Source organism: Palleronia rufa (assembly GCF_000743715.1).
In the GTDB taxonomy this organism is placed as follows: domain Bacteria; phylum Pseudomonadota; class Alphaproteobacteria; order Rhodobacterales; family Rhodobacteraceae; genus Palleronia; species Palleronia rufa.
Genome location: NZ_JQEY01000002.1, coordinates 342,174 through 351,647 on the forward strand (window position 1 = coordinate 342,174; position 9,474 = coordinate 351,647).

At 66.6% G+C, this 9,474-nt stretch carries 9 protein-coding genes; 6 read left to right on the forward strand and 3 right to left on the reverse strand.

What is annotated here, in order from left to right; translation table 11 throughout:
• Positions 1–27: 27 nt before the first annotated feature.
• Together KW83_RS05770 and KW83_RS05775 are read right to left on the reverse strand one after the other, a co-directional pair.
• Positions 28–2,109 (reverse strand): PRC-barrel domain-containing protein, encoded by a 2,082-nt coding sequence (locus KW83_RS05770; protein WP_036175907.1) that lies wholly within the window; start codon positions 2,107–2,109, stop codon positions 28–30.
• 145 nt (positions 2,110–2,254) lie between these two features.
• Positions 2,255–3,853 (reverse strand): phosphoenolpyruvate carboxykinase, encoded by a 1,599-nt coding sequence (locus KW83_RS05775; RefSeq protein WP_036175909.1) that lies wholly within the window; start codon positions 3,851–3,853, stop codon positions 2,255–2,257.
• A gap of 301 nt (positions 3,854–4,154) precedes the next feature.
• Between KW83_RS05775 and KW83_RS05780 the strand changes: the two genes are divergently transcribed.
• From KW83_RS05780 to KW83_RS05805, 6 genes are read left to right on the forward strand one after another with little or no spacing between them, the layout of a single operon-like run.
• Positions 4,155–4,856 (forward strand): response regulator transcription factor, encoded by a 702-nt coding sequence (locus KW83_RS05780; RefSeq protein WP_036175912.1) that lies wholly within the window; start codon positions 4,155–4,157, stop codon positions 4,854–4,856.
• A gap of 4 nt (positions 4,857–4,860) precedes the next feature.
• Positions 4,861–6,558, forward strand: coding sequence for a sensor histidine kinase (locus tag KW83_RS05785; RefSeq protein WP_036175915.1), 1,698 nt, complete (start codon positions 4,861–4,863; stop codon positions 6,556–6,558).
• Between the two features lie 11 nt (positions 6,559–6,569).
• Entirely contained in the window at positions 6,570–6,986 is a 417-nt protein-coding gene (locus KW83_RS05790) for an HPr kinase/phosphorylase (protein WP_235191366.1), read from the forward strand.
• Positions 6,987–7,032: 46 nt separating this feature from the next.
• Positions 7,033–7,989 carry an RNase adapter RapZ gene (gene rapZ, locus KW83_RS05795; RefSeq protein WP_051928303.1) on the forward strand — a complete coding sequence of 319 codons (957 nt, stop codon included), beginning with the start codon at positions 7,033–7,035 and terminating at the stop codon, positions 7,987–7,989.
• Positions 7,986–8,405 carry a PTS sugar transporter subunit IIA gene (locus KW83_RS05800; RefSeq protein WP_036175921.1) on the forward strand — a complete coding sequence of 140 codons (420 nt, stop codon included), beginning with the start codon at positions 7,986–7,988 and terminating at the stop codon, positions 8,403–8,405. The genes rapZ and KW83_RS05800 overlap by 4 nt, the downstream gene beginning before the upstream one ends.
• Positions 8,406–8,675, forward strand: coding sequence for an HPr family phosphocarrier protein (locus KW83_RS05805; protein ID WP_036175924.1), 270 nt, complete (start codon positions 8,406–8,408; stop codon positions 8,673–8,675).
• A gap of 224 nt (positions 8,676–8,899) precedes the next feature.
• Here the strand turns inward: KW83_RS05805 and KW83_RS05810 are convergent.
• Positions 8,900–9,474 (reverse strand): DDE-type integrase/transposase/recombinase (locus KW83_RS05810; RefSeq protein ID WP_036175927.1); only part of this gene is annotated, 575 nt, incomplete at its 5' end.

Consider the following 9,474-nt stretch of genomic DNA (forward strand, 5'->3'; position numbering starts at 1 on the left):
GCGCCCGGAAGAGCGCGCCCGCGTCTCTCAGTTGCCGACGGAGACCTCTGTATCGTCGGGTAGTTCCTGATCGGCGTTGAACTCGAAGTTCGAGGCGCGTTCGATCTGCTGCTCCGTCATGTCCTGTAGGACGATCTGCCCGCCCTCGACGGAGACATCCGACAGCGGCACCGGCACCTCCTTTTCGCCGAGGCCGAGAAAGCCGCCGCTGCCGACGACAAGCATCTGCTCGCCATCCATTTCGATGACTGCAGAAGGAGCGCCAAGATTGTCGCCGTTCGATGTCACCACGTCCATTCCCAGCAGGTCGCTTGCCATCAGCGCGCCGCCGCTCATGGACGCCGCCTGTCCGCCGGAGGACTGGTCAGTGCCGCCAGTGGCATCTGTGGACCCACCCTCGGCAGGGGCCTGTCCGGACGATGCGTCCTGACCGGACGATCCTTCTGCGGGCTGGTCCTGCGCCGGTGCCGCTGCCGGCTGCTCGCTGGACGCGTTGTCACCCGAGGACGACGGATCCGCTGGCGGCTCTGCGGCCTGCTGGTCGGCAGGCTGCTGCGCCGAGGATCCCCCGTCGCTCGCCTGCGACGTATCTCCGGACCCTTCGCCGGAGGTATCGGAGGACGCCTGCTGCTGCGCGTCCGCCGCGCTGCCCCCGCCGTCAGAGGATTGCCGGGCCTTTCGCGCCTGACGTTCCTCTGCGGTTTCCATGGTCACGCTCGCCTCGCCGGACTGGGAGACCTCCACAGTCGGTTGCTGCGTGAACGTGACATCTACCTTGGGCTCGGCGCCGGCGTAGGTCACGGTAGGATCCGCGCTGGACACCTGCACATCCGGCTGGGCATCCGGGGTCTCTACGATCTCGACCGTCGCCTCGCCGGAACTGGTGGTGACGTTGCCCTCGGCGGCCGCGCCGTCCGCAGAGCCGCCGCCGTCGCCTCCGGCGGAGGCCGTGTCGCCGCCACCGGTGTCGCCGGTCTGGGGTTCGGCATCTTCGCCTTCGGCCAGGGCGATATTCACCGACGGATCGGCCTGGGTCACGCTGACAGTGGGCTGACCTTGCTCGACCTCGACCTGCGGCTTGTCGGTCTCTACCGAAACCGACGGATCGGCTCGCAAGACATACACCTTTGGCGCGGGAATTTCGACGCGAACCACAAGCTCCGGGATTTCCACGCTGACCGTGGGCTGCGGCTGCTCAAGCTCGATTTCGGGTGCCGCCTGGTCGATGGCGACGCGCGCCTGGCCTTGGGTCACGCGGACGGTGGGGCCGGGCACATCGACGCTGACCTCCGGATCGGGCACGGTCGCCTGAGCCACGGCCTGCACCTCACTGGTGGCGGTGACCTCTTCCGACGCGCTTTCGCTCTCGGTGGCCGATGCGCTTTCCTGATCTCCCGCGGCCTCATCCTGGGCCGGTGCGGCACTCTGGCCGGACTGACCGGACTGGCCGTCCTGCGCCGATCCGTCCTGTCCGGACGCATCGTCCTGGCCGGTGTCGCTGTCGGACGCTGCGTCTTCCTGCGTGCCGGAGGCGCTGTCGTCGGGTGCGGCCTCTCCGCCCGACGAGCCGGCGCCCTCTGACGGAGCGGCATCCTGCGCGCTGGCCTCCGGTGCCGATCCGCCGTCCGCCCCGGTCGCAGGGTCTTCGGCGGCAGGCGCGGTATCGGACGACTGCATCGACTCCTGGCTATCGCCGGACGCCGATCCGCTCTGCGCATTTCCGGCGTCGCCTTCCGGCGGGGCATCGCCCGCGGACCCGGCCTCCGGTGCCGATCCGCCGTCCGCCCCGGCGGCGGGATCGTCGGCAGCGGGCTGACCGTCCGATGCCGGTGCGGCCTCCTGGGCGCTCCCTGCTGCGGCGGCGACCTGACCGGCAAGGGTCGAGCACGTCTCTTCCACATCGTCGTTGATCGCGGTCACGACCTCCTGCGGGTCGGCATCGCCGGACTGGCCGTCCATCTCCATCACGGCCTGCCCAAGGCTCTGGCAGGCCTCCGACTTTTCGTTGAGCTGTGCCTCGTCGATTTCGATCGTCTGGGCATAGCCGGCGGTCGCAAGCGGAAGGGTGAGTGCCGTGCCGAGCAGCAGGCGGCGGGTCCGTGTGTTCATGGGGCGTCCTCAAGAATGATTACACTGGCCGCGCCGAACCGGCGCAGAGACTCAAAGCAGAGCGCGGTGCAATGTTCCCGATCCCGTGACCGCGACAGACAGGACCACGGGCGTTCGTCCCGGAGGAAGGGGCCGGTCGGCGGCGTCAGCCAAGGGCGATGGCGCGCACGTCCTCGTCGATATGCCCTTCATACTGCGCGAAATTCTCTGAGAACATGCGCACCAGCTTTTGGGCCTGCGCATCATAGGCCTCCGGCTCGTCCCAGGTCCTTCGGGGGTTCAGAAGAATGTCCGGCACGCCTGCCACGGTGGTCGGAACCTCGAAACCGAAGTTCGGGTCCTTGCGGAACGGCGCGTGGTCCAGCGTGCCGTCCAGGGCCGCAGACAGAAGCGCGCGCGTGGCCTTGATCGGCATCCGCGCGCCTTCGCCGAAGGCGCCGCCGGTCCAGCCGGTATTGACCAGCCAGCAGGTGGCGCCGTGCTTGGCGATCTTCTGTTTCAGAAGCTCACCGTAGACTTCCGGCCGACGCGGCATGAACGGCGCGCCGAAGCAGGTGGAAAATGTCGGCTGCGGTTCCGTGACGCCGCGCTCCGTGCCGGCGACCTTGGCGGTGAAGCCGGACAGGAAATGGTACATCGCCTGGGCGGGCGTGAGGCGGGCGATGGGGGGCAGGACGCCGAACGCGTCGCAGGTGAGCATGATGACGTTCTTGGGATGGCCGCCCAGAGCGGTTTCCGACGCGTTCGAGATGTAGTGCAGCGGATAGGCGCAGCGCATGTTGGCGGTCAGGCTCGCATCGTCGAAGTCCAGCTCCCGGGTGGCGGGATCGTAGACCATGTTCTCGATGATCGTGGCGAAACGCCGGGTGGTGGCGTAGATTTCCGGCTCTGCCGTGGGGTCGAGCCCGATGGTCTTGGCATAGCACCCGCCTTCGAAATTGAACGTGCCGCGGTCCGACCAGCCGTGCTCGTCGTCGCCGATCAGCACCCGCCCCGGATCGGCCGAGAGCGTGGTCTTGCCGGTGCCGGACAGACCGAAGAACACGGCCGTGTCGATGGGGTTGCCCGGCGCGTGGTTGGCCGAGCAGTGCATGGCCATGATGCCCTTTTCGGGCAGCAGATAATTTAGAAGGGTGAAGACCGACTTCTTGTTCTCGCCCGCATATTCCGTGCCGCCGATCAGGATGGTCTTATCGTCCATATTGATCGCGATCACCGTCTCCGACCGGCAGCCGTGACGCTTCGGGTCGGCTTTGAAGCTGGGGCAGTTGATGATCGTGAAATCGGGTGTGAACGTGTCGAGCGACGCCGGATCCGGCCGGCGCAGCAGGTGCCGGATGAAGAGCGAATGCCAGGCGAGCTCCGTCACCACCCGCACGTCGAGCCGGTGCGCGGGGTCGGCGCCGCCGTAGAGATCCTGCACGAAGTAGTCGCGCCCTTCCATATGCGCGATCATGTCGGCCTTGAGCGCGTCGAAGCTGGCCGGATCCATGGGCGCGTTGTTCTCCCACCAGATCTGGTCCTCCACCGACGGGGTGCGGACCACGAACTTGTCCTTTGGGGATCGCCCCGTGTGCTTGCCGGTCGCCACCAGCAGCGTGCCGCCCTGTCCCAGCTGCCCTTCGCTCGCGGCAAGTGCTGCTTCGATCAGCTGGGGTTCCGTGAGGTTGTACCGGACGGAGCCGAGCCCGGAGATGCCCTGGTGGTCGAGCGTATGGTTCGGGTTGACGCGTCCGTCGGTCATATTCAGGTCCTGATTGTCTGGCGGGTGAGTACGAATATTGCCCGAAATCGTCCTTCGGGGACATGACTTGTTAGCATGGGCGCCGCCCGAGACCAGTGCGTTTAGCGCCACCAGATCCGTTTTAGCGCCATCATCCTTTTTCGACCCACTAGTGCAATTAAGTCGCCCTCAACTATTTCCGCCTCTTCTGGTCGGGCTGGAACTCCATGATTCGCGGAAACTGGTGTCTAGTCGGTTCCAAGGCCGGGAAAAGGCCAGATTGAGGCGGACAGGCACAGTCGCGCAGTAAAAGGACATCCCGATGTCGAGGATCGCTCTCGTGGACGACGACAGGAACATCCTGACGTCCGTCGCGATGACCCTTGAGGCGGAAGGCTTCGAGGTCGAGACCTATAGCGACGGTCAGCAGGCGCTGGACGCGTTCAACAAGAAGATGCCGGACATGGCGGTGTTCGACATCAAGATGCCGCGGATGGACGGCATGGATCTGCTGCAGCGGGTGCGTCAGAAGACGGCCATGCCGGTGATCTTCCTGACCTCCAAGGACGATGAGATCGACGAGGTTCTCGGCCTGAGGATGGGCGCGGACGACTACGTGAAAAAGCCGTTTTCGCAGCGGCTCCTGGTTGAGCGGATCCGCGCGCTGCTGCGCCGGCAGGACGTGCTCAACGGTGAGGAGGTCGCCGTCGCGGACGCGCGCCAGCCCATGTGCCGCGGGGCGCTGTCCATGGACCCGGCCCGGCACACGGTGACCTGGAAGGGCCGGAACGTGTCCCTGACGGTGACGGAGTTCCTGCTGCTGGAATCCCTGGCCCAGAGGCCCGGCTTCGTGAAATCCCGCGATCAGCTCATGGATGTCGCCTATGACGACCAGGTGTACGTGGACGACCGCACCATCGACAGCCACATCAAGCGGCTGAGAAAGAAGATGCGCACCGCGGACGAAGGGTTCTCGGCGATCGAGACCCTCTACGGTATCGGCTACCGCTACAACGAAGAGTGACGCCATGGTCATGGTGTCCGATCTGTCGGAGGATACCACGGACGGGTCGGGGACGGCGGCCGGAAAGATCCGGTCCGGCCCCGGACTCCGCACCCGGCCGGCGCGCGCGCGCCGTCGGCTGATCTCGATCAACCGCTCGCCGCTTGCGCGCAAGATCATCGGCTTCAACCTCCTGGCGATGCTGATCCTGGTCGCCGGCGTTCTCTTTCTGAACCCGTTCCGCGACAGTCTGGTGTTCCAGCGGGAGGCCAGCCTGGTCGCAGAGGCGCAGCTGGTCGCCGATGTGTTCGAGGCGCAGATGCGCCCCGGCGCGCGCCTGGGCGACGGTGTCGATGCCGCCGGAACGGTGCGGGCGCTCGATCTCTCCGGCCCGTCAGAGGTCTATGTCTTCGACGCCGCCGGACGGCTGCTGGCCACGTCCATCGGCCTGGCACGGGCGGGTCTGCCGGAAGCGGTCGCGCCGGCGCGCGACATCGGCTCGACCCTGATCACCGATGCGCTCGATACGGGATGGAGCTTCGGCGCGCGCGTTTTCGAGGACGCCGATGCGCGGATCGGCGCCGCGGAGAGCGAACGGCTCGCCAATCGGCTTGTCGCCCGCAGCCTGGAGGGCGCCACCCATGTGGAAAGCGGTCTGGCGCAGGGCGGGTCGAGCGTTTTCGCCGTTGCGACGCCCATTGTCTCCGGCGGAGAGGTCATGGGGGCGGTCGCGCTGACCAGCGGCGCGGGCGAACTCGACGACCTGATCCGGTCTGAGCGCGAGCAGGTGTTGCAGATGTTCGTCATCGCCATCCTGGTGTCCATCGGCCTCAGCCTCGTTCTTGCCTCGACCATCGCCAATCCCCTGTCCGATCTGGCCGCCGCGGCTGAGGTTGGACGGGACAGGGCGGACCCCACCCTGCATCCCAGCCGTGTGAAGATCCCCGACCTGTCGTCGCGGCCGGACGAGATCGGGCGCCTGTCCGCCGCGCTCAGGGGCATGGTGGCGGCACTCTACGACCGTATCGACGCGAATGAGGAATTCGCCGCCGACGTCGCGCATGAGATCAAGAACCCGCTGGCCTCGCTGCGATCGGCCGTGGGCTCCCTACGCTGCGTCGCGAAGCAGGAGCACCGCGACCGGCTGCTCGAAATCATCGAGCATGACGTCCGCCGGCTGGACCGGCTCGTGACCGACATCTCGAACGCGTCGCGGTTGGACAGCGAACTGGTGAAGGAGGTGGAGGACCGGTTCGACCTGCTTGCCGTCCTGTCCAGCCTGGCCGATCACATGGGACGGGATGCGCGCGCGGCGGGGCTCGATTTCATCGCCGACCTTCCGGCGGAGCCGATCCTGCTCGACGGGCTCGAAAGCCGGCTTGCGCAGGTCTTCGTGAACCTGATCTCCAACGCGATCTCGTTCTGCGGACCCGGCGACACGATCCGCGTCTGGGCCCGCCGCCGCGACAACAGGGTGCTGGTCGTGGTCGAGGACACCGGCCCGGGGATCCCGGAGACCGCACTCACCCGCATCTTCGAGCGGTTCTATTCGCAGCGCCCCGAGAACCAGTTCGGCAACAATTCCGGTCTCGGGCTGGCGATCTCGAAGCAGATCGTCGAGGCCCACGGCGGTGTCATCTGGGCCGAGAACATCGTTTCCGACCCGCCGGGGCCTGCGTCGGCGCCGATGGGCGCGCGGTTCGTGGTCGGCCTGCCGGTATGACGTCCGCGCCCGTGACCCTTCATGCAAGCGCGGTGTCATGGCAGGGCAGGGGCGCGCTGATCGAGGGCCGGGCGGGGGCCGGAAAATCGGCACTGGCGCTTGCGCTGATGGCGCGCGGCGCGCGGCTCCTGGCGGACGATCGCACCTGTGTCGCCCGTCGCGGCGAAAACGTCGTGGCCTGGGCGCCCGCGGCGATTTTGGGATTGATCGAGGCGCGGGGCGTGGGTCTCCTGCGGGCCGAGCCCGGACCGCCCGCCCCCTTGACAGTGATCGCCGACCTGGACCTTGCGGAGCCCGGACGCCTGCCGCCACACCGCACCCGCGACATTCTGGGTATCGACGTCACGCTGGTGCTCGGCGCCGGCCACCCCTATCTTGCCGATGTTCTCATTCAGATACTCAAGGAGGGGCTGGTTCCGGCGCCATGATTTTCCGCGCGGCAATTTGCAGCACATCTGTCCGCACCGCGGCCCGATGCCAGAACGGCGCGCTGCGGCCGGTCTGCCTTCGCCGGTCGCGCCCGTGAACGCCCCGGCCCGCCAGACACGCGTGGTTCTGGTCACCGGACCCTCCGGCGCGGGCCGGACCACCGCGATCCACGTGCTCGAAGACATGGGGTTCGAGGCGATCGACAACTTGCCCTTGTCGCTGGTCGACCGTCTGCTGACCACCGACGGGGACGCACGGCCGCTTGCGCTGGGCATCGACGCCAGGAACCGCGATTTCTCCACGCAGGCGGTGCTGCTCCTGGACGACCGCCTGACCGGCGATCCGCAGGTTGCCGCGGATATCCTGTACCTGGACGCGCGCCGCGATGTGCTGGTCAACCGGTACTCGGAGACCCGCCGCCGCCACCCCCTGGCCCCCCAGGAGACTCCGGGCGCCGGGATCGAGCGCGAGATCGAGCTTCTCCAGCCGGTCCGGGCCCGGGCGACGGTCCTGATCGACACATCGGATCTGTCTCCGCACGATCTCAGGGAAGAGGTCGAGCGTCTCTTTCATCATGGCGGCGCGCCCGGTCTGGCCCTGTCGGTGCAGAGCTTTTCCTACAAGCGCGGTCTGCCCCAGGGCGTCGATCTGGTGCTGGACCTGCGATTCCTGCGCAACCCGCACTGGGAACCGACGCTGCGCGACAAGGATGGGCGCGATGGCGATGTCATGGCCTACATCGCCGGGGATCCGCGATTCGCCGATGCCTCGGCCCGGATCAGGGATCTGATCCTGACACTTCTCCCGGCCTATATGGAAGAGGGCAAGGCTCATCTCTCGGTTGCGCTGGGCTGTACCGGAGGGCAACACCGGTCGGTTGCCGTGGCAGAATGGCTGGCCAAGGCCCTTGCAGCGGCCGGTTGGCGCGTGTCAACTCGACACAGGGAGCTTGAGCGGCGCGCCGCCATCGCGCCGGCCCAGGGCAGGAGTTCGGAGACGTGATCGGCATCGTCATTGTCGCCCATGGGGGCCTGGCGCGGGAACTGCTCGCCGCGCTCGAACATGTGGTCGGTCCGCAGGACGGCGTGCGCGCCGTCTGCGTGGAGCCCGAATGCGACAGGATGCAGAAGAGCACCGAGATCTGTTCGGCCGCGGATGCCGTCGATCAAGGTCATGGGGTGATCCTGGCGACCGACCTGCACGGCGGCTCGCCGTCGAACCTCAGCAAGGAGGCTTGCCGCCCGCCCGGGCGCATGAATGTCTATGGCGTCAACCTGGCGGTGCTGATCGTGCTTGCCAAGTCGCGCCATCTGCCGCTGAGCGAGGCCGTCGCGATCAGCGTCATGGGCGGGCGCAAGTATCTGGGCTCTCCCGGCGAACAGCCGTCGGATCTGCGCCTGGCAAGTGGCCACGGCTGAATGGTGCGCCGCAGTCTGGAGATCGTGAACGAAAAAGGACTTCATGCCCGGGCGTCCGCGAAACTCGTCGAGGTGGTCGAGGCCCATGACGCGACCGCGATGGTGCATCGCGATGGGCAGTCGGCCTCTGGCGACAGTATCATGGGGCTCCTGATGCTTGCAGCCCATCGCGGCACCACGATTGAGATCGAGACGGACGGTCCCGATGCGGAGACCTTGGCAGATGCTCTGCAAACCCTTGTCGCCACCCGTTTCGGTGAGGACATGTAAGGGCAGCGGGCGTCCGGGCATCATTGCTATGCGACAGGTCGGGCAGTGCAAGCTGATCGGATTGGTATGGCTGAACCGAGACGATTGCGAACTGCTGATCCGCCGGGTTCTCGTCGGCTATTGCTCTGGCATCCGATCCGAGCGCGTATCGTTGGTTCTTTAGGCGGGCATCGTTCGTCAATCCTTCTGTTGTTCGTTCCTTCGGGAATTGCGCGCGGAAGAGTTCAGGTGTCAGATCCCGCTTGATTGTATGGCCGCTTTTTGAAGAGCCTTGGCTTTTGGCGATGCCAGTCCTTGAGGGCGTCGATAGGCGTTCTGCCCTTCAGGACGGATTGCGGGAGCTGGCCGTTGTAGAGGCGGACATAGCGCAGGATCGTCTGCTCAAGGTCCTCGCCTGATCGGAAGCGATGACTCTGCAGGACGTCCTCGATCCGCCCGTTGAAGCGCTCCACCATGCCGTTGGTTTGCGGCCGCATCGGTGGTGCGAGGCGATGCTCGATCCCGAGGTCGGCACAGAGGCGGTCGAACTCGTGGTTGCCCGTGGCCGCGCGCTTGCGCAGGCCGAACAGCCGGTCGGTGAACTCCTTGCCGTTGTCGGTGAGAACACGTGTGATCTTCATCGGCGCGGCGCGCTCCAGGTCACGCAGGAAGCGGCGCGCGTTGGCGGCCGTCTTCGCTGGGTAGATGCGGACGAAGACCCATCGGGTCGCACGGTCAATCGCCACGAAGAGGTAGCGTCGCCGCTGCTCGTCCGGCATCTGCGGCAGGTATTTCACGTCGACATGCAGATAGCCGGGCT